At 62.7% G+C, this 18,862-nt stretch carries 18 protein-coding genes; 3 read left to right on the top strand and 15 right to left on the bottom strand.

What is annotated here, in order from left to right; genetic code table 11:
• The first annotated feature begins 195 nt into the window (after positions 1-195).
• Positions 196-1,449, top strand: coding sequence for an ROK family protein (locus ABID44_RS15230; protein ID WP_354152569.1), 1,254 nt, complete (start codon positions 196-198; stop codon positions 1,447-1,449).
• Here the strand turns inward: ABID44_RS15230 and phoB are convergent.
• The 7 genes from phoB to ABID44_RS15195 form a co-directional block, all read right to left on the bottom strand.
• Complete coding sequence (phoB, locus tag ABID44_RS15225; protein ID WP_354152568.1) at positions 1,428-2,117, bottom strand: phosphate regulon transcriptional regulator PhoB; 690 nt, start codon at positions 2,115-2,117, stop codon at positions 1,428-1,430. The two genes, ABID44_RS15230 and phoB, sit on opposite strands and share 22 nt — an antisense overlap.
• 21 nt (positions 2,118-2,138) lie before the next feature.
• Positions 2,139-2,846, bottom strand: a complete 708-nt coding sequence (gene phoU / locus ABID44_RS15220) for a phosphate signaling complex protein PhoU (protein ID WP_354152567.1) — start codon at positions 2,844-2,846, stop codon at positions 2,139-2,141.
• A 38-nt stretch (positions 2,847-2,884) separates the two neighbouring features.
• Positions 2,885-3,709, bottom strand: coding sequence for a phosphate ABC transporter ATP-binding protein PstB (gene pstB / locus ABID44_RS15215; protein WP_354152566.1), 825 nt, complete (start codon positions 3,707-3,709; stop codon positions 2,885-2,887).
• A gap of 17 nt (positions 3,710-3,726) precedes the next feature.
• On the bottom strand, positions 3,727-5,058 hold the full coding sequence (pstA, locus tag ABID44_RS15210) for a phosphate ABC transporter permease PstA (RefSeq protein ID WP_354152565.1): 1,332 nt from the start codon (positions 5,056-5,058) through the stop codon (positions 3,727-3,729).
• Complete coding sequence (gene pstC, locus ABID44_RS15205) at positions 5,055-6,524, bottom strand: phosphate ABC transporter permease subunit PstC (protein WP_354152564.1); 1,470 nt, start codon at positions 6,522-6,524, stop codon at positions 5,055-5,057. The genes pstA and pstC overlap by 4 nt, the downstream gene beginning before the upstream one ends.
• Positions 6,525-6,617: 93 nt before the next feature.
• Positions 6,618-7,655: a PstS family phosphate ABC transporter substrate-binding protein gene (locus ABID44_RS15200; RefSeq protein WP_354152563.1), complete on the bottom strand. Its 1,038-nt coding sequence runs from the start codon at positions 7,653-7,655 to the stop codon at positions 6,618-6,620.
• Positions 7,656-7,903: 248 nt separating this feature from the next.
• Positions 7,904-11,272 carry a response regulator gene (locus tag ABID44_RS15195; protein ID WP_354152562.1) on the bottom strand — a complete coding sequence of 1,123 codons (3,369 nt, stop codon included), beginning with the start codon at positions 11,270-11,272 and terminating at the stop codon, positions 7,904-7,906.
• A gap of 167 nt (positions 11,273-11,439) precedes the next feature.
• Here ABID44_RS15195 and ABID44_RS15190 point away from each other — a divergent pair, with 167 nt between their 5' ends.
• On the top strand, positions 11,440-11,787 hold the full coding sequence (locus ABID44_RS15190; protein ID WP_354152561.1) for a hypothetical protein: 348 nt from the start codon (positions 11,440-11,442) through the stop codon (positions 11,785-11,787).
• Positions 11,788-11,887: 100 nt separating this feature from the next.
• Here the strand turns inward: ABID44_RS15190 and ABID44_RS15185 are convergent, their stop codons facing one another.
• From ABID44_RS15185 to ABID44_RS15150, 8 genes are all read right to left on the bottom strand, one after another.
• Positions 11,888-12,493, bottom strand: coding sequence for a hypothetical protein (locus ABID44_RS15185; RefSeq protein WP_354152560.1), 606 nt, complete (start codon positions 12,491-12,493; stop codon positions 11,888-11,890).
• A 230-nt stretch (positions 12,494-12,723) separates the two neighbouring features.
• Entirely contained in the window at positions 12,724-13,125 is a 402-nt protein-coding gene (locus ABID44_RS15180; RefSeq protein ID WP_354152559.1) for a DoxX family protein, read from the bottom strand.
• A 77-nt stretch (positions 13,126-13,202) separates the two neighbouring features.
• Positions 13,203-13,691 carry a hypothetical protein gene (locus tag ABID44_RS15175; RefSeq protein WP_354152558.1) on the bottom strand — a complete coding sequence of 163 codons (489 nt, stop codon included), beginning with the start codon at positions 13,689-13,691 and terminating at the stop codon, positions 13,203-13,205.
• 249 nt (positions 13,692-13,940) lie between these two features.
• Entirely contained in the window at positions 13,941-14,756 is an 816-nt protein-coding gene (locus ABID44_RS15170) for an amino acid ABC transporter ATP-binding protein (RefSeq protein WP_354152557.1), read from the bottom strand.
• Entirely contained in the window at positions 14,753-15,433 is a 681-nt protein-coding gene (locus ABID44_RS15165; protein WP_354152556.1) for an amino acid ABC transporter permease, read from the bottom strand. The genes ABID44_RS15170 and ABID44_RS15165 overlap by 4 nt, the downstream gene beginning before the upstream one ends.
• A complete protein-coding gene (locus tag ABID44_RS15160; RefSeq protein ID WP_354152555.1) occupies positions 15,430-16,089 on the bottom strand; it encodes an amino acid ABC transporter permease in 660 nt (219 codons plus the stop codon). Before ABID44_RS15160 ends, ABID44_RS15165 begins: the two co-directional genes overlap by 4 nt.
• 21 nt (positions 16,090-16,110) lie before the next feature.
• Positions 16,111-16,929 carry a transporter substrate-binding domain-containing protein gene (locus tag ABID44_RS15155; RefSeq protein ID WP_354152554.1) on the bottom strand — a complete coding sequence of 273 codons (819 nt, stop codon included), beginning with the start codon at positions 16,927-16,929 and terminating at the stop codon, positions 16,111-16,113.
• 57 nt (positions 16,930-16,986) lie between these two features.
• Positions 16,987-17,604, bottom strand: a complete 618-nt coding sequence (locus ABID44_RS15150) for a helix-turn-helix transcriptional regulator (protein ID WP_354152553.1) — start codon at positions 17,602-17,604, stop codon at positions 16,987-16,989.
• A 134-nt stretch (positions 17,605-17,738) separates the two neighbouring features.
• Here ABID44_RS15150 and ABID44_RS15145 point away from each other — a divergent pair, with 134 nt between their 5' ends.
• Positions 17,739-18,857 (top strand): DUF2817 domain-containing protein, encoded by a 1,119-nt coding sequence (locus ABID44_RS15145; protein WP_354152552.1) that lies wholly within the window; start codon positions 17,739-17,741, stop codon positions 18,855-18,857.
• Positions 18,858-18,862 lie beyond the last annotated feature (5 nt).

Here is an 18,862-nt window from a genome sequence, read left to right as displayed (position 1 = left end):
ACCCGTTAGGCCGGCTGGAGACTTTTTTCGAGCCTCGAAAAAAGTGTGGCGTAATGCCCCGCCCGAGTCAACGGATTTCGCGTGCCCCCACCTATTTATTTCGAATTTCGAAATAAATAATGACAGCGATTGAAGCTTCTGACACACTTTGCTGGCTGCTATGCACGCATCGCAGCACGGGAGATTGAGGAAGCCATGACCGTTGGAATGCGGCACGACGATCTGCGCCGGCGCAACCGCGCCATGGTGATCGCCGCCACACGGCGAGGCGGCCAGGCTTCGCGCACGGAAATCGCCGCCATCACCGGTCTCAGCCACTCCACCATATCGGCCATTTCGTCAGACCTGATCGCAGAACGCATATTGACGCAAACCCGGCAGGACGCGCCGGCGCTCAAGCGCGGCAGGCCACAGGTCGGGCTTGCGCTCAACCCACAAGCGGCCTGCGTGGTCACGCTGATGCTGTCGCTCAACAGCCTGTCCGCCGTCAGCCTCGACTATGCGGGCAATGTGCTGGATGAAGAGCATCGCCGTCTCGACACGCGCGCCCTGCCCCGCGACAAGCTGATCGACGAATGCCTGACCATGCTTGGCCGGCGGTTGCGTCATCCGGCACGACAGGCAAGGCCGGTTCTGCGCGTCGTTCTGGCTACGCAGGGCATCACGGACGCCGAAGCGCGCTCGATGCTGTGGTCTCCGATCACCCCGCACACCGACATTGCGTTCGCAGACCTGCTCGAAGCGGAATTCTCCATTCCGGTCACGGTGGAGAACGACTGCAACATGATGGCCGAAGCGCTGCGCTGGCGCGATCCCGAGCGCTATCGCGACGATTTCATCGCCATCCTGCTTTCCCACGGCATCGGCATGGGGCTGGTGCTGAAAGGATCGATGTTCACCGGCACCCATTCTTCCGGTGTCGAGTTCGGACACATGGTGCATCGCCCCGATGGCGCGCTCTGCCGCTGCGGCCGGCGCGGCTGCATCGAGGCCTATGCCGGCAGCTACGCCATCTGGCGCAACGCCGCCGGCCACGACGGGAACGAGGAGCCGCGCGGCGATATAGACGAGGCGGAAATGCAGGCGCTGGCCGAAGCTGCCCGCAGCCATGACGGCCCCGAACGGAGAGCGTTTCGCATCGCCGGCGAAGCGCTGGGCTTCGGCCTCGGCAGCCTGTTCGCGCTGATCGACCCGGCCCCCGTGGCCATGGTGGGCCTCAACGCCGCCGCCTTCGACCTGATCGAACCAGCGCTGCGCGAGGCGATAGCCAGAACCGCGGGCGGGCACCATTCGGGATCGATCACCTTCGACACCGAGCCGGACCAGATCGCGCTGCTGCGCGAAGGGTGCGCCATGCGGGCGCTGACCTTCGTCGATCACCGGATCTTCGCCGGCGGCCGTCCTTCACAGGACGACCCCGCCGCGCTTCACTCTTCCCTGATCGCGTAGCCCGAACCGCGCACGGTGCGGATCACATCGGGCATGCGGCCAGTGTTGACCGCCTTGCGCAGCCGCCCGACATGCACGTCCACCGTGCGTTCGTCGATATAGATTGTCTCGCCCCAGACATTGTCCAGCAACTGCCCGCGCGAAAAGACGCGGCCGGGGTGCTGCATCATGAATTCGAGCAGGCGGAACTCGGTCGGGCCGAGCTTGATCTCGCTCTTCTTGCGGTAGACGCGATGCTGCTCGCGGTCGAGCACGATGTCACCGACCTTCAGCACCGAGGACAGGACCTCGGGCTTGGCGCGACGCAGCAGCGCCTTCACCCGCGCCACCAGTTCAGGCATGGAGAACGGCTTGACCAGATAGTCGTCGGAGCCCGTGGAAAGACCCCGCACCCGGTCGCTTTCCTCGCCGCGCGCGGTCAGCATGATGATCGGCAGACGCTCGGTCTGCTCGCGCATCCGCAGCCGCCGGCACAGTTCGATGCCCGAAACCGCCGGCACCATCCAGTCGAGCACCAGAAGATCGGGCACGTTTTCCTGCAAGCGCAACTCGGCTTCGTCGCCGCGCGTGACGATCTCGACCTGATAACCTTCTGCTTCGAGATTGTAGCGCAGGAGCACGCCCAGCGGCTCCTCGTCCTCGACCACCATGATGCGGGGTGCGATCATGTCCTGCTCCTGAAAATGCGCTCAGACCGCGGGCGCCGGCGCGCCGGTTTCGTCCTGTTTCGGACGATGAACGGGCAATTGCTCGCCGGTCAGCACATAATAGGCATTTTCCGCGATATTGGTCACGTGGTCGCCGATCCGCTCCAGGTTCTTGGCGCAGAACAGCAGGTGCGTGCAGGCGGTGATATTGCGCGCATCCTCCATCATGTAGGTCAGCAATTCGCGAAACACAGAGGTGTAGCGCACGTCGATCAATTCGTCCTCGTCGCGCAGGCGCACAAGTCCCTCCGGATTGCGCGTGCCATACTCTTCAATGACGCCCTGCACCTGCTCCAGGACCAGCTCGGCCATGTCCTCGATCGACCGGGCGAGTTCGCGCGGCATGACCGACTTGCCGACGGCGTCGACGCGCTTGGCGATGTTCTTGGCGAGGTCGCCGATCCGCTCCAGATCTCCCGCCATGCGGATGGCGCCGACGATGGCGCGCAGATCCTGCGCCATGGGCTGGCGCTTGCCGATCAGGATGATGGCGCGATCGTCCAGCCGGCGCTGGAGGCTGTCCATGACAGCATCTTCGGAAATGACACGCTGCGCCAGCGCGCTGTCGGGGACGATCAGGCTCTGCGTGGCCTCGTCCACCATCGACCGCGCCAGACTGACCATGTCCCGCACCAGCCCCTCGATCTCTTGCAGATCGTCGTCAAAGGCGGTCACCGTATGGGCACCCATTATCCGTTCCTCGTCTGTTGGAATGGCAGCGGAACCACTCAGCCGAAGCGGCCGGTGATGTAGTCCTGCGTGCGCTTGTCGTCGGGGTTGGTGAACATCTTCTCCGTCGGCCCCTCCTCGACAAGATTGCCGAGATGGAACATGGCCGTGCGCTGGGAGACGCGCGCCGCCTGCTGCATGGAGTGGGTGACGATGACGATGGTGTAGTTCTCCCGCAACTCATCGATCAGTTCCTCGACGCGGGCGGTGGCGATCGGATCGAGCGCCGAGCAGGGCTCGTCCATCAGGATCACCTCCGGCGAGACGGCGATGGCGCGGGCGATGCACAGGCGCTGCTGCTGGCCGCCGGAAAGGCCGGTGCCCGGCTCGTTGAGGCGGTCCTTCACCTCGTTGAACAGGCCGGCGCGCTTGAGGCTGGATTCGACGACTTCATCCATGTCGGTCTTGCTGCGGGCGAGGCCGTGGATGCGCGGGCCGTAGGCGACGTTCTCGTAAATCGACTTCGGGAACGGGTTCGGCTTCTGGAACACCATGCCCACGCGCGAGCGCAGCTCGACCACATCGATGTCGCGGTCATAGATGTCCTCGCCGTCCAGTGTGATCTGACCGACCACGCGGGCATTGTCGATCGTGTCGTTCATGCGGTTGAGGCAGCGCAGGAAGGTGGACTTGCCGCAGCCGGACGGACCGATCAGCGCCGTCACCTGATTCTGGCGCACCAGAAGATCCACATCGAACAGCGCCTGCTTGTCGCCATAGAAGACGCCCACCTTCTCGCCGCGCATCTTGATGCGCTCGTTCGTGGCGGCGGCCACCTTCTCGTTCACGGCATTTTCCAAAGTTGCTTCGCTCATGATGTTCATGGGTCTTGGTTCCTTATCTACCAGCGCCGTTCGAAGCGCCGGCGCAGCAGGATAGCCGCCAGGTTCATTGCGGCGAGGAAAAGCAGAAGGATGATGATGGCGCCCGAGGTGCGCTCCACGAAGGCGCGCTCGGCCTCGTTGGCCCACATGTAGATCTGCACGGGCAGTGCGGTGGCCGGGTCCAGCGGCGTTGCCGGATAGTCGGCGACGAAGGCGACCATGCCGATCAGCAGAAGGGGCGCGGTCTCGCCGAGAGCCTGCGCCAGACCGATGATGGTGCCGGTCAGGACGCCGGGCGCGGCCAGCGGCAGAACGTGATGGAATACGGTCTGCATCCGGGAAGCGCCGATCCCCAGCGCGCCGGAGCGGATCGAGGGGGGAACCGCCTTCAGCGCCGCGCGGGTGGCGATGATGATCGTCGGCAGCGTCATCAGCGTCAGCACCAGACCGCCGACCAGCGAGGCCGAACGCGGCAGGCCGGCGAAATTGACGAACACGGCGAGACCCAGAAGTCCGAACACGATCGACGGCACGGCCGCCAGATTGTTGATGTTGACCTCGATCAGATCGGTCCAGCGATTCTTCGGCGCGAACTCCTCCAGATAGATGGAGGCGGCGACGCCGATCGGCAGCGCCAGCACCAGCACGATCAGCATCATGTAGAGCGAGCCGATCAGCGCCACGCCCATGCCAGCCATTTCCGGACGGCTCGACGCGCCGAGGGTGAACAGGCCGCTATTGAACCGCTCGACCATCGCGCCATCGGCGGTCAGCGTCTTCATCCAGCCAACCTGCTTGTCCTTGACCTTGCGCCGCGATTCCGGAACCGACAGGTCGATCTGGCCCTTGTGGGCGGAGTCGACATCGGCATTGGACAGCACCCACACATTCCGCGTGGCGCCGATAATCGCGGGATCAGCCATCACCATGTCACGCAGCTGCGTGCGCACGCCCTGCGAGATCATACCCGACAGGAGACGCAGGTCCGCACGGCTTTCCTCGGCTTCGACATCGATGCCAAGCCTGGTGGCGAGGGCATTTCGCGCCAGCAGCGGATAATTGGCCGTGGCCAGAACGTTGGGATCGCTGTCACGTTTCCCGTCGGGATCGATGACGCTGGCGTCGAAGGTTACGGCCAGATTGATCGAGGTCTGCCAGAACGCGGTGTAGCCGCCCCTGATCACCGTGAACAACAGCGCCGCCAGGAAGAAGATGCCGATGCCGATGGCGACAAGGCCATAGAGGCGGAACCGGCGTTCGGCGCGGTAGCGGCGCTTGATGCCAATGTCGCGGCGAGGTGGCGCCGCAGCATCCGTGGCCCCGGCCGGATCGAACGGAATGTCGGTCATTCGTACTGTTCCCGATATTTGCGTACGATATAGAGCGCCAGCACATTCATGCCGAGCGTGATGACGAAAAGGGTGATGCCGAGCGCGAAGGCGACCAGTGTTTGCGGCGAGGTGAATTCGAGATCGCCGGTGAGCTGGTTCACGATCTTGACCGTGATGGTGGTCATCGCCTCGCCCGGATTGAACGTAAGCCTGGCCGCGACGCCCGCCGCCAGCACGACGATCATGGTTTCGCCGATGGCCCGCGAAGCGGTCAGCAGAAGCGCGCCGACGATGCCCGGCAGCGCCGCCGGCAGGATGACGTTGCGCACCGTTTCCGAGCGCGTGGCGCCGAGCCCCAGCGAACCGTCATGGAGGGCGCGCGGCACCGCGCTGATGATGTCGTCGGAAAGCGACGACACGAATGGTATCAGCATGATGCCCATGACCAGGCCCGCGGTGAGCACGCTCTGGGCCATGATGAAGGGCTGGCCGCCGGCAAGCGCAGCCGAAATGTCGCGCAGCAGCGGGCCAACCGTCACCAGCGCGAAGATACCGTAGACGATGGTCGGAATGCCCGCGAGCACTTCAAGCACCGGCTTGACCACCGAGCGCACCTTTCGCGAAGCGTATTCGGACATGTAGATCGCCGCGAACAGGCCGACCGGCACTGCGAAGAGCATAGCCACCAGCGCGATGTAGAGCGTGCCGGCAAGCAGCGGGATAAGGCCGAACTGGCCGGTCGCGCCACCTGAGCCCGCCGCCGCGAAGCGCGGATCCCACACGGTTCCGAAGAAGAAGTTGGACAGCGGCACCGACTGGAAGAAGGTCAAGGTCTGGAACAGCATCGACAGGACGATGCCGACCGTGGTGAGGATGGCGACGGTGGAGGCCGCGATCAGCCCCCACAGCATGACGCGCTCGACATTGTTGCGGGCGCGGCGGCGCAGCGTGATGCCGGACAGGCCGAGCCATGCGCCAGCCAGCGACAGGAGGATCGCGCCGATGGCCGAGGAGAGCGAGGACGAATCGCTCAGGGAACGATAGGTTTCGGCGGCGGGGATCATGTAGGCTTCGCCGCTGGAAGCCAGCGCCACCCCCTTCGAGGCGAACAGCGCCTTGAGATCGGCCTGACCGGAGCGCACCTGATCCAGCTCTGCGGGAGCGAGGTGGCGCATGCCGTCACCGATCGTATAGATCGTGCCCATGGTGAGCGAACGGTTCACATCGGAGGCGGAGCGCACCTGCTCGGGCAGGCTGCGCCACACGGCCGAGTCGACATAGATCGGGCTCACGGCCTTCCAGACGCCGAAGAAGATGATGGCGGGAAAGATCGCCAGAATGAGCGCATAGGAGCCGTGATAGCCGGGCAGCGAATGCTGTTTGACGCCGGCTTGCGGTTCAAGCCGCGCCGCGCGCATGCGCGCCACCATAAAAGCTGCCACGCCGATGACGAGGATGATGGCGAGGACCCAGGAAACGCTCATGAAGTGTATCCGGTTGGCTTCAGGGTCAGGCCCTGGATTGCATCACGCGAAAGATGGTCCGGGACGCGACAGGCGCGTCCCGGACCCTGGTATTTACATGGTCTTGCCGGACTCGAAAGCCGAGCGCTGCTCGTCGCGCTCGCCATCGGGAGCCGCGACCAGACCGTATTCGGCCAGCGGGCTGTCGGGACCCACCATGTCGTCGGAAAGGAAGAAGTCCACATACTCCTTCAGGCCCGGCACAACGTCGAGATGCGCCTTCTTCACGTAGAAGAACAGCGGGCGCGACACCGGATACTCGCCCTTGGCGATGGTCTCGACCGACGGGCTCACACCTTCCACGGTGGCGACTTTCAGCTTGTCGGCGTTGTTTTCGTAGAATGCGAGACCGAACACGCCGACGCCGGTCTTGTTGGAGTCGATGCGGGCCAGCGTCTCTGTGTAGTCGCCATCGATGTCGACGGCCTTGCCGTCCTTGCGCACGGCGATGCAGGCGGCGGCAGCGGCCTTTTCATCGGCGCCGGTGGCCGCGATGGCCTCAAGAGCGCCGGACGCCTTGCAGCCTTCGGTCATCAGCTTCTCTTCGAAGACTTCGCGGGTGCCGTGCTTTTCGCCGGGGATGTAGGCGGCGATATCCCAGTCCGGCAGCGCGGAATTCACTTCGTTCCACTTGGCGACCGTATTGTCGACCAGCTTGCCGTCGACGACGACCTGGGCGGCGAGCGCCTTGTAGAGGTCCTGCGCGGTCAGGGTCCAGTCCGGACCGTTGATGTCGGTGGCGAAGACGATGCCGTCATAGCCGATGCGCACTTCCTGGATTTCGGTGACGCCGGCGTCGGCGCAGGCCTTCACTTCCGATTCCTTGATCGGACGCGAGGAATTGGCGATGTCGATGGTGTTTTCGCCGACGCCCTTGCAGAATTCCTTGAGGCCGCCCGACGAACCGCCCGACTCCACGACCGGGGTCTTGAAGTTGGAATAAGCCTCGGAAAAGTTCTCGGCGACGATCTTGGCGTAGGGAAGAACGGTCGATGAGCCGGCGATCTGGATCTGGTCGCGCGCCGAGGCGAAGCCGGCCGTCGCGGCCAGCGCGAGCGCCGCAACCGACGCGGTGAGAACGTATCTTTTCATGTGGCCTGCTCCTGTTAGCAAGGTGGTCTGGAAGCGCTCTTTCAGCGCCCGGTGTGGCCAATAGACCCCGTTTATTACAGTCGCATGACAGTTTCGTGTCGGTCCGGTAAAGCTTGACAGGAAAGGCTTTGGCGGCATCCGCACGACTTGAAAGCCCCGCCGGCCGCAAGGCAAGCTGCCGCCTGCGCTATCTGCTTGTTATTGCCAACCTTGTGGGGTTTCGCGCGCCTCGTGCAGCACGCCGCCGGTCAGCCCCGCCCGGTTTCCTGCTCTTCATATTCGGCGGAGGAAGATTGTCCGAGCCAGCGCTCCAGCTTGGCCATCAGCGCCCGCGGGCTGACGGGCTTTGGCAGATAATCGTCCATGCCGCTCTCCAGACAGTGCTCGCGATCACCCTTGAGCGCATGAGCCGTCACCCCGACGATCGGCACATGCGACACGCCGGCCGCCTCGCTTTCGCGAATACGGGCGGTGGCCTCGTAACCGTTCATCTGCGGCATCGAAACGTCCATCAGGATCATGCGCGGGCGCAGGGCCGGGAACGCCTCGACCGCAAGCTTGCCGTTGGCGACGATCTCGAAGCTGTATCCGCTCTCGGAGAGGATCTGCGTGAAGACAAGCTGGTTCACCTCATTGTCTTCGGCGACCAGTATGTCGAGCCGCCCGGCCTGCGTGCGATCGGCGCGACCAGGACCCGGGACGCCGGCGGATTCGGCAGCCCCGGCAGGATCGGGCGACAAATGCGCCTGAGACGGCTCGCCGCCCTCCTGCGGAACCTCGTCTGCGGGAAGCCCCCGGCGTCGCTGGATCGCGTCGACCAGCACATCAAGCAGGGCCGAAGAGCGCACGGGCTTCGTGAGGTGGGCATGAACATCCAGATCCCGGCACGATGGGTCGGCCACGGAATGATCGACCGAGGTGAGGAGCAGGACGGGGATGTCGTGGAATGCGGATGACGCCCGCACCACCCTCGCGACGTCGGGTCCGCTCATGCCGGGCATCTGGTAGTCGAGCACGATGCATTCGACACCCATGTCCCGCGCGGCGGCGGCCTCCAGAACTTTCAGGCCTTCGACGCCGTTGGCGGCGGCGCAGGAATCGAAACCCCAGGATTGCATCTGCTCGGTCAGGATGGCGCGATTCACGGCGTTGTCGTCGATGATCAGCACCCTCGCCCCGCTCACATCGACGGGAGGCGCGGGCTTCGCAACGATGCGGCTGCCCTTTTCGAGAGCTATTTCGAACCAGAAGGTCGAGCCCCGGCCCGGCTCGCTTTCCACGCCGATCTCACCATCCATCAACGCAACCAGCCGCGATGAGATGGCAAGCCCCAGCCCCGTGCCTTCATGCCGGCGCGTCGATGAACCGTCGACCTGGCTGAACTTGTCGAACACCGACGCCAGCTTGCCGGCCGGGATGCCGATGCCCGTATCGGTCACGGAGAAATGCAGTTTCGTCCTGTCGCCCTGATCTTCCCCCGCCACATCGACCAGCACATGGCCGTGGTCGGTGAACTTCACCGCATTGCCAAGCAGGTTAAGCAGTATCTGGCGGATGCGCGCGGCGTCACCGATAAAGCAACCTTCCAGGCCGGGTTCGACACGCACGACCAGTTCCACATCCTTTTCGCGCGCGCGGGCGACGACCAGCGCCAGGGCGTCGTCGACGATCTCGCCCAGCTGGAATGGCGCGGGATCGAGAACCATCTGACCGGCGTCGATCTTCGAAAAGTCGAGAATGTCATTGATGATGGCGAGCAGGGCATTGCCGGATTTCGTAATGATATCCGTGAAGGTGCGTTGCTTCTGGTCGAGTTCCGTCTTCGACAAAAGCTCCGCCATGCCGAGAACGCCATTCATGGGCGTGCGGATCTCATGGCTCATATTGGCCAGAAATTCCGACTTGGCGCGATCCGCCAGCTCGGCCCGGCGGCGCGCCTCCTCAAGCTCCGCCTCCCTCTGCTTCAACTCGGTGATGTCGGTGGTCGAGCCGATGAGGTAGAGCGATCCGTCGGAAGCCGTCATCGCGCTTTTTCGCGCGAACTGATGTCGAACGGCGCCGTCGGCCGCTATCACGGTCTCCTCGCCTTCCTGCGTCTGTCCCGTACGCAGCACGGCCAGATCGCTTTCCGTCATTTCACGGCCATGGACGCCGAACAGCTCCATGTCGGTCCTGCCCAGCGCATCCTCGCGGCTGATTCCGGTCAGCTCGCTCCAGCCGCGATTGACATAGAACTGTCTCAGATCCGCATGCTTTGCGTAGATCGATACAGGCACATTGTCGATCAGGCTGCGAAAAAGCTCATTCTCGCGCGTGCTTTCGCCCAGCGCCCGCTCGCGCTCCTTCAGCGCCGTGACGTCGTAATAGGAAATGAGCCGCCGGCCACCCGAAAGGGCGGTGACGGAATAGATCATGGTGCGGCCGTCGCCTCGGCGGAACTCGCGTGGCGCCACCCCTCCGGCGCGGATTTCGCTCAGCCGGCGCGAGACATAGTCCTCCCACGCGTCGTCGTCGCCACAGACGGCCGTATGCCGGTCAGCCTCGAGCAGCGTACGGAATGCGCAACCCGTCTCGGCCTGATCCCGCGACAGGTTCCACAGCTTCCGGAAAGCCCGGTTGATCAGTTCGGTATTGAGCGCCTCATCGACGATGACGATAGCCATGTCCAGCAGATCGACGGTTCGTTCCAGATCGAGCCGGAGCTGATGGGTCCGCGCCTTGCTGCTTTCCAGTTCGGTCACATCGGAGCATGTCGAGATCAGCATTCCGGTATCGGTGCGGATGGATCGCTGCAGCACCATGCGGCCGCTGGCGAAGCGGATGAGAACGGGATCGCCGTTCGAATTCCGGCGTGCTTCCAGTATCGCCGCGCGCCAGCCTTCATCCGACAGGCCGCCCTTGTCCCACAGGCCGCGCGACAGCCCGGCGTCGAGTATCTGGCTGAATGAAATGCCTGCCCTGAACACATCGCCGAGCCCGCAATAAATCTGGAGCAGAGCCTCATTATACAGGATCAGCACGTCGTTCTCGTCATAAAGGCACAGCGCATCGCTGATGGCGTTGAGCGCGGTCATGGCCTGCCGCGCTTCACGCACCGCGGCCTGCGAGGCCGGCATGAAATCCTGAACCTGCGCCACCATCGCGGTGATGTTGCGCGCGACGCCGCGATAGCCGGTAAAATCGCCCTGCGCATCGAACTGCGGCTCACCGCTGGTCGAGACCCAGCGGCAGAAGGCGGGACCATCCTTCAGCTCGTAGACGAAATCTCGAAAGGGACGGCGCTGCTGCAAATCATGCAGATGGGCCAGCACATTGTGATTGCCGTGGCGGGCCTGCTCCATGAAATCGAAGCGGAAGCGGCCGATGACGGTTTCAGGCGGCATTCCGGTGGCTGCCAGATAATTGCCCGAAAGCCGGGAGAACCGCAGGTCGGGACCTGTTTCCCAAAGCCAGCACGCTTCGTCACCGCCCTGAGGGGGAGGAAACAAGCCATCCGCCGGGCCATCAGCCGGCATGGAGGGAAAACCAGCCAGCAAAGCCGGAGCTTCATCGGGGTGAGCGTCATCGGCACTCCCACCGCCGCCGCCATGCCCGATCGGCCCCTGCGCTTTCTTCATATGACCCAGCCCCGATCCCCGCCGGACACCCCTTATGCGCGCCATAGAAGTGCTGATGACAAGGCTTAACTGTCTGCTAATCATAACGCAAGCTGGCTTCATTCGCTCGGCCGGCCGTTCGCAGGCGCATTGTCAACACCTGCATCTCGCGCTATCGGATTGAGGACATGTTGAAACCTGCTCGCGTTGGTCCAATTCTTCTCTGCGGCCTCTTGCTTTCGGGCGCTGGCTGCGCGCGCACCGACGACGGCACGGTGGTTATCCCAAGGCCGGTCGACGCAAGGCGCATATGGGACAAGGGGCCGGCCGGCACACAGACACCGCCGGTGGAAAGCGGCTCCAACGTTTTCCCCCTCAACTCCCCCGCCTACAGACGCCCGGCCCCGCCTGCGGGCGCAAGCACCCGGCGCGCCGCCGCCGGCCCCGCAACGGTGGCTCCGGCCGAGCCCACCGCCCCGATCTCCTGCGGCCCCGCAACCGACGCCGGCGGGCGCGTGCGGATGGTGTGTGAATAGGTCCGGCTTCAGCCGGTCCGACACAGTTCTTGAAAGCGTTGGCTACCCGACGATGAACCCGCACCGCGCGGATGCAGGTTCATCTTCCGATCGTGACGCCTCAGCGCGCCGCCACCTGCAATATCCGGCACAGTTGGGCGAGTTGCGCATCATAAGCGCCCGGATTGCCGAGGATATCGATGCACCTCTTGCGCAGCATCCTGACCTCGCCTGTCGACATGTTCGCAACCACGCCCGGCAGATTGGCGTTCACGCCCGGATTTCCAGGTGTTGCGGGGTTGCCCGGCGTACCAGGCTTTCCTGGCGTGACACCCACACCGACCCCCACACCGGCCGATATGCCGCTTCCCACGCCGAGTCCAACTCCGGCGTTGACGCCGCCAACCGAAGCGCCCACGCCCGCCGACACCGCGTTCCTTCCACCGATATTCGCACCCAGACCGGCGTTAACGCCGCTCCTGCCGCCCACCGAAGCCCCGGCTCCTACACCGACGCCTCTGCTCGCTCCAACGCCGACACCGGCATTGACGCCGCGAGACCCGCCAACCGATACGCCCACGCCAAGGCCGCCATCCCGGCCACCGGCGCTGACGCCCAGCCCTTTACCCCCGATGTCCAGCGCCTGCGCAGGCAAAGCCAGCGCCATCGCAAACACGGATGCGCAGACCAGCTTGGCGAGCATCCCCGTCTTTTCCGATACGGACATGAAACTTCCTCCTCGCTTCATTCGGCAAAGCCTCCGGCAGGCCGGGACTTCCGTTGCAGGGGGAATTGTTCGCGTCAAAAATCAACGAACCGGTAATAAACATGAATCAACTTTAACGGTTGCAATCTGAGGGTCGGGAATCAGGCCGTAGCGGGAACCGCCCTGCGACGACGACATGCGTAAAGACAAGGACTTGAAGCCCAGGGAGCGGGTGACAAGGCTGGCGCGGCTCAGGATTTTCGCACGGAAGCACAGGCGACTACCATCATCGCTCCGATTACCGTGATATGCTCCATGACGACATGGAATTCGATCGTCCTGAAAGGCTCTTCCATCGCCCAGAAATTATGGGCGAGCGGAATTGTAAGCGCGGTGAAGACTGCAAGCGCTCCGGCGCCAAGCCACGTCCAGCGATTGAAGATGATCAGCAACGACGCGCCGATCTGGACGATGATCGTCGCGATATTGAACAGCCAGCCGGGCTCCAGTCCGAAATGCGCCATTTCGCCGACGCCAGTATTGAAATCGATCAGCTTGGCAAGCCCGCTCGACCAGAACATGAACGTAAGCACGATGCGGGCGAGATATCCGAACCAGCCGGAACCCAATATCGCATTGATGATCTGCGGCATCGTAAGTTCCCCCGCCTCCCTCGCGGCCTCCATACCTGTATAAGATCACCGGCCTTGAGCCTGCACAAGCCCCGCTTTCAGGCGAGACGGAAATTCCAGAACAGGCATGCGAGCGTCAGCGCCGCAAATCCGGCAAAGGCCAGACTGCGCAGCAACACATTGCGCCGCAATGCATTCAGCCCGAGATGACAGCCGACGATCGCCAGGGGAAATATGAAGCGCCAGTCCAGCAGGCTGCGCAGAATGCTCGACTGCCCAAAAGCCCATCGCGCCAGCACGCATCCCACAATCGCCGCAAGAAGCGCGATGGCCGCCCACATCAACGCATCCGCCGCATTGACCAGAACGAAACCGGCCGCCTTCAGCGGCAGGATCATCATCAGCATGGCGCTGAAGAAATAAATGGCCGCGAGCGGGAGGAAGTTCTGTGCGGAGGCTATGCCATCCAGCCGCCGCACGCCCATCATGCCGAACGGATAGCCATGGCGCGCGACGGCTAGGCTGAGCGCCATCAGAACGCCGCCCAGCGCCGCAATCAGAAGGAACGAAGTGACGGCCTTGTTCATGGGGTCCCCGTGCAAACGAATCTTCGCCGGTCTACCACGCATGCCCGGTTAGCCAAAACAGCGACTGCAAGCGACAGGTTTGCGGCTCTCGAATTATCGCCGGTCGAAAATACCGACACAGATGAGTTCGCGACAGACTGCGGCGCCTGAGCGGTTCTGGTTTTCATGGAACCGGCAGAACCGCTCTATCTCATTGTCCTGGCCGCATTCCGGGCGCAAAAACCGTTTCACGCTTTTGCTGGGAACACTTTAAGCCAGTGCGGCCTCAACCGAGGCGGGACGTATGGTGTTACGCTCGAAATAGTTGGCGAGAAACGCCTGGACCCGGGGATTGTCGGGATTTCCGAAGATTTCACCGGGTGAGCCCTTGGCCGGGATCACGCCCTTGTCGGTGAAGACGACCAGATCGGCGACCTGGCTGGCGAAACCCATTTCGTGGGTCACTATGACCATTGTCATGCCCTCGTCGGCGAGATCGCGCATGACCTGCAAAACCTCTCCCACCAGCTCGGGATCGAGCGCGGAGGTCGGCTCGTCGAACAGAATGATGTGCGGGTCCTGTGCGAGCGCGCGGGCGATGCCGACACGTTGCTGCTGCCCGCCGGAAAGGAAGGAGGGATATTTCAGCACGTGATCGGCCAGTCCAACCTTGACCAGCGCCTTTCGCGCCTTTTCGGCAGCCTCGGTTTTCGACAGCTTGTTCACCAGCCTGAGCGGCATGGCGACATTTTCGAGAACGCTCAGATGTGGCCACAGGTTGAACTGCTGGAAAACGAAGCCGACCTTTTCGCGCGCTGCGTTGATTTCCCGGGCTGTGCAGGCGCGGCGGGTTTGCCCCTCGCGGGCATATCCCAGAGCCTGCCCCTCGATCAGGATCGAGCCCTCCTCAAAATCGGTCAGGAACGCCATGCAGCGCAGAAGCGTCGACTTTCCCGAACCTGAAGGGCCGATAATGCAGGTCACCGCCGAACGGGGAATGTCCAGATCGATATTGTCGAGAACGGTGACGTTGCCGAAGCTTTTGCGCAAGCCGCGAATCTCGATGGCGGTGTCCCGGTTCTTCATGCTGTTTTTCCGTTTGCAGTCAGGAGATGTCGTTGCATGCGCCGTTCGACCCGACCTCCGATCCAGGTCGTAACGCCCACCAGCACCCAGTAGCAAAGAACCAGCACCAGCAATGTTTCGACATAGGTGAAGGTGGCCGATCCGATGCCGGAAAGAACAGCCGTGATTTCCGGGACGGTCATGACCGAAAGAATCGCGGTTTCCTTGCTCATCACGATGAACATGCCGACGAGGGCGGGGGTGATTGTCACCATCATCTGGGGAAGCTGTATGTGTCGAAGGATCTGAAATTTGCTCAAGCCGCAAATCTGTCCGGCCTCCGCCTGTCCGACATTGACCGCCCCGAAGCCGGCGCGGAAAATCTCGGTGAAATAGGCTGCGGAATAAAGGGTAAGGCCCAGCACACCGGCAGTTTCGGCGCTCAGCATGAGGCCCACAAGCGGGCCGCCATAATAGAGCAGGAAAATCTGCACCAGAAATGGCGTGCCCCGGAATATCGACTGATAAACCGCCACCAGCAAACGCACGGGCCAGAGGCGGGAGGTCTGGAAAACGGCAAGCACGAAGCCCAGGGCCATACCGGCGACGGTGCCAGCCAGCCACAAAAGGATCGTCAGGCGCAATCCGGCCAGAATCTGCGGCAAATTGTCGGTGATGATGGCGGGATTGAAGCTCACGACTGTTTCTCGCGTGCATAGCGGCTGATCAGCAGATCGCCGGCAAGGGTCATCGCCGTGGTCATCAGCCAGTAGAGGACGGCGGCGATCAGCAAGGCTTCGAGCGGGCGAAAATGGGAATTGCCCACATTCTGCGCCACGCGCGTCAGCTCCAGAATGCCGACGGTGGAGATCAGGGACGTGCCCTTGATCATGATCGTCGCCTCGTTGACCAGAGCGGGAAGCGTCAGGCGAAACGCCTGCGGCAGCTTGATGTGGAGGAATATCTGCCGTTCGCTCATCCCCGTGACGCGCCCGGCCTCGACCTGCCCTTCAGCTACGCCGGCGAAACCGCCGCGCAAGATTTCGGCCTGATATCCCGCCGTGCAGACTGTCAGGGACAGCAAGGCCGACACCTGCGGGGAAAGCTCCAGCCCGATGAAGGGCAGGATATTGAACACGATCAACAGCACCACGAGAAGCGGCGTGGCGCGCACCATGTTGATGTAGAGCCTTGCGGGAAGAGAGGCGAGACGGCTTGGGGATATCCGGGCCCTGCAGATGATGACGGCCAGCGCAAACCCCAGGATCAGGCAGCCTGCGGCGTACACGACCGAAGCCCATGCACCTCGAAGGAACAGGGGAAATTCATTCAGGGCGCCGGAAAAATCGAGCATCGCGCTTCCCTTCCCAGAAGATCAGATGCTGGGATCGGGCAAGGTTTCAGGAAGATCCAGCGTCATGCCGAACCATTTGCGCTGGAATTCGGCCATGCGCCCGTCGCGGCTCATGCCAAGGATGGCCTCGTCGACCGCCTTCATCAATGACAGCGAATTCTCGTCCTTGCGGCCGAGATAGCTGAACCATGCCATGGGGCCGATCGCCGGCTCGAGAACCTCGAACATGCCGTCGCGCAGTTTCGCCGCATGATAAAGATTGGTCGATTGCGCGACCACTCCGTCAAGGCGGCCTGCAACCAGATCGGCATAGGCCTGATTGTTGTCGCCGTAGTCGCGAACGGTCACGTTCCTGCCTTCGCCCACTTCACGAATTTTGGCGGCGGACACGGTCTCGCGCTGCGCGCCGAAGCTGCGGCTCTCGATATCTTCCGCAGAGGTGAAGTCGGTGTTTTTGGCCAGTTTCATGATGGAGATCGCGCCACCCGAAATCGGCAGGTTGAAGTAGTATTTCTCAAGGCGTGCAGCGGTCAGCGTGTTGGGCCCTGCAACCATGTCGAACTTGCCGGCTTCGAGGCCAGGCAGCACGTTGGTCCAGGGAAGGTCGATGAACTTGACCTTGACCCCCAGATGCTTGCCGATCTCGGCGAACACGTCGGCGTTGAAACCGGTCTGCTTGCCGTTCTCGATGAAGTCGAAGGGCGGGAACTGCATCTCGGTGCCGACGACCAGTTCGCCCCGCTCCTTGACGGTTGCGAGCAGGTCCTTGTCCTGCGCCAGCGCAGGCATCGCCAGGGCGGCGGCGATGGAAATCGCGCCGATCAGTCTTCTAAACAGCATTGGAAACTCCTCTCCTTGTCGGGCACACATGTGCCTTCCCCTTCCCGACCGGCGGGCTCAGGGATTCTTCCTGATTTCGTTCAGCATGTTGTAGATGGTCGAGCGCGACAGGTGGAGCAACTGGGCGACATGGGGCATGACGCCACGCATGTCGAAGATGCCCGCCTCATCGAGAAGGCGCAGGACCGCCAGATGGTCCTCGCGCATCATCGCCGACTGGGTGAGCTTGTTCGCGGCCAGATAGGCGTTCAGAATCGTGCCGCTCACCTCCTTCCATTCCGGCTTGAACAGATCCGAATGGAGGACGGGCGCAGGCGAGAATTCGATGAGCTGGCGAATGAACGCCACCGCTCCCTCGAATGCGGAGATATCGAGATTGATGCAGAGCAGGCCGATCGGCTGACTGGCGTCATTGCGCAAAACCGCCGTCACCGAGCGAAGCTGCCGGCGGTCCCAGTTTGTCTTGCGATATGGCCCAATCATCGAGGCTTCGAGCGATGATGCGACCTCCATCTCCGTCATCGAGCTGGACCCTGCCTGACGACGCGACAACGGGTTGACGATATGATGGATATTGCCCGTCTCAAGGTCGTGGATCACCACCTCGGCATGGGGCCGGAGCAGCGCTGCTATGGCCTCCGCGACAGGAAGGTGCTTATCCAGTTCGTGCAACATATTTGTATAAAAAATCCGAATTGGACATTTTGTCAATTGAAAATTTGCGGCATAGTCATGTAAATAGCGAAATCATATCGACATAACGTCCAAATTGAACAAAACGTATTTTCCAAAGCAAGGGTGATTTCTCCATGAGCGCAAACGAGAATGAGTGCGGCGTCGCGAACGCGTTCTCGAACAATTTCTCAGAAGCGCGCGAGAAGTTCCTCCTTGCCGCAAGAAAGGCCGGAGCTGGCCAAGTCGACAGCTTCGACCACCCGCTTTCCGGCCCGGATGGGAAGCCTCTGGCCTGTGACGTGGCGTTTTTTGGCGATCCCGGCGCACGGCATCTGATCGTCACATTGTCCGGCCTGCATGGGGTGGAGGCCTGGGCGGGCGCGGCTTGTCAGGTGGCCTGGTGCCAGGATGGCCGGGCGGCGAGACTGCCGGCGGACGTGGCCATTGCGCATGTCCACGCGATCAATCCCTGGGGCATGGCCTGGGATCGGCGTCAACAGGAAGACAATATCGACCTGAACAGGCATTTCGTCGATTTCGAGCATCTGCCCGACGACAGCGAATATGGCGAATATGTGGGCGATGTGATGTGCCCGGAAACGGACCCGGACGCGCGCCGCAAGGCGGATACCCGCCTGGCCGATTTTTTGCGGCGGGCCGGCCGGCGTCACTATGGGATGGTGCTTCAGGGCGGACAGTATCGTTATCCCGACGCCCCTTCGTTCGGCGGCGTCAAGCCATCATGGAGCCATGGGGTGCTTGACCGCATTCTCGCCGCGCACTGCGCACGGGCGAAGCGGATTGTGGTGTGCGACTTCCACACGGGTTACGGGCCGTATGGTTATGGCGTTCCACTCTGGCATCTTGGCGAAGGCCCGCAACTGGACAAGGCGCGCATTCTTTTCGGGCCGACGCTGGAAGCGCCCCTCGCCGGCGAAGGGGCCGAGGACGAGTACATTCAGCACGGTCACCTCTACGGCCATGTGATGGCGCGCCTGCCGGATCAGGATGTCGTGGCCATGTGCTTCGAATTTGGCGGTGAGGTGCTTCGCCCCGGCGAACGCGCGCTGCTTGAGCGCGCGGATGCGCTCATGTGGCGGGATCAAGACCGGCTGAGCAAGGAAAGCCGCGCCGCGCGCCGGCGCTGGCGGCATATTCATGTTCCCGACAGGGATGACTGGCGCGAGATGGTTCTGGCCCGTGGTGGACAGGTGTTGCGTGAACTGACGTCGCGCATCGGCCAGCTCGATTGAAGATC

Source organism: Aquamicrobium ahrensii (genome assembly GCF_040545755.1).
In the GTDB taxonomy this organism is placed as follows: domain Bacteria; phylum Pseudomonadota; class Alphaproteobacteria; order Rhizobiales; family Rhizobiaceae; genus Mesorhizobium; species Mesorhizobium ahrensii.
Note: the sequence above shows the minus strand (reverse complement) of the source record. Positions and strands in the feature narration are given on the sequence as shown.

Coding starts and splice junctions, on each gene's coding strand:
- ABID44_RS15230 (WP_354152569.1), top strand. CDS start 196: ATGACCGTTGGAATGCGGCACGACGATCTGCGCCGGCGCAACCGCGCC.
- phoB (WP_354152568.1), bottom strand. CDS start 2,117: ATGATCGCACCCCGCATCATGGTGGTCGAGGACGAGGAGCCGCTGGGC.
- phoU (WP_354152567.1), bottom strand. CDS start 2,846: ATGGGTGCCCATACGGTGACCGCCTTTGACGACGATCTGCAAGAGATC.
- pstB (WP_354152566.1), bottom strand. CDS start 3,709: ATGAACATCATGAGCGAAGCAACTTTGGAAAATGCCGTGAACGAGAAG.
- pstA (WP_354152565.1), bottom strand. CDS start 5,058: ATGACCGACATTCCGTTCGATCCGGCCGGGGCCACGGATGCTGCGGCG.
- pstC (WP_354152564.1), bottom strand. CDS start 6,524: ATGAGCGTTTCCTGGGTCCTCGCCATCATCCTCGTCATCGGCGTGGCA.
- ABID44_RS15200 (WP_354152563.1), bottom strand. CDS start 7,655: ATGAAAAGATACGTTCTCACCGCGTCGGTTGCGGCGCTCGCGCTGGCC.
- ABID44_RS15195 (WP_354152562.1), bottom strand. CDS start 11,272: ATGAAGAAAGCGCAGGGGCCGATCGGGCATGGCGGCGGCGGTGGGAGT.
- ABID44_RS15190 (WP_354152561.1), top strand. CDS start 11,440: ATGTTGAAACCTGCTCGCGTTGGTCCAATTCTTCTCTGCGGCCTCTTG.
- ABID44_RS15185 (WP_354152560.1), bottom strand. CDS start 12,493: ATGTCCGTATCGGAAAAGACGGGGATGCTCGCCAAGCTGGTCTGCGCA.
- ABID44_RS15180 (WP_354152559.1), bottom strand. CDS start 13,125: ATGCCGCAGATCATCAATGCGATATTGGGTTCCGGCTGGTTCGGATAT.
- ABID44_RS15175 (WP_354152558.1), bottom strand. CDS start 13,691: ATGAACAAGGCCGTCACTTCGTTCCTTCTGATTGCGGCGCTGGGCGGC.
- ABID44_RS15170 (WP_354152557.1), bottom strand. CDS start 14,756: ATGAAGAACCGGGACACCGCCATCGAGATTCGCGGCTTGCGCAAAAGC.
- ABID44_RS15160 (WP_354152555.1), bottom strand. CDS start 16,089: ATGCTCGATTTTTCCGGCGCCCTGAATGAATTTCCCCTGTTCCTTCGA.
- ABID44_RS15155 (WP_354152554.1), bottom strand. CDS start 16,929: ATGCTGTTTAGAAGACTGATCGGCGCGATTTCCATCGCCGCCGCCCTG.
- ABID44_RS15150 (WP_354152553.1), bottom strand. CDS start 17,604: ATGTTGCACGAACTGGATAAGCACCTTCCTGTCGCGGAGGCCATAGCA.
- ABID44_RS15145 (WP_354152552.1), top strand. CDS start 17,739: ATGAGCGCAAACGAGAATGAGTGCGGCGTCGCGAACGCGTTCTCGAAC.